Origin of the sequence: Streptomyces sp. XM83C, assembly GCF_023072675.1 — a bacterium.
Taxonomy (GTDB): domain Bacteria; phylum Actinomycetota; class Actinomycetes; order Streptomycetales; family Streptomycetaceae; genus Streptomyces; species Streptomyces thermocoprophilus.
The window spans coordinates 1-237 of sequence record NZ_JALLGL010000717.1 but is presented as its reverse complement, the minus strand read 5'-3'; the positions used below and the strand labels follow the sequence as shown (position 1 = coordinate 237).

Below are 237 nucleotides of genomic sequence, written 5' to 3'. Positions count from 1 at the left end.
ACGAGTTGTGGGTGCTGTTCCGGCGGGTGGTCCCTCCGACGGAGGTCATACGCCCGCAGGGCGGCGGGCGACGTCGGGCCGGTGACCGTGAATGCCTGGCAGCGATCATCTTCGTGGCCACCTCGGGCTGCACGTGGCGGCAGTTGCCACCGGTGTTCGGGCCGGCCTGGCCCACGGTCTACCGGCGCTTCGCCCAGTGGAGCCGGGACCGAGTCTGGGCCAGGCTGCACCGCGTCA

1 protein-coding gene is annotated in these 237 nt (G+C 71.7%); it reads left to right on the top strand.

Features of this window, described 5'->3' with window-relative positions:
* A partial coding sequence (locus MTQ10_RS31835) for a transposase (RefSeq protein ID WP_247474175.1) occupies positions 1 to 237 on the top strand: 237 nt, incomplete at both ends.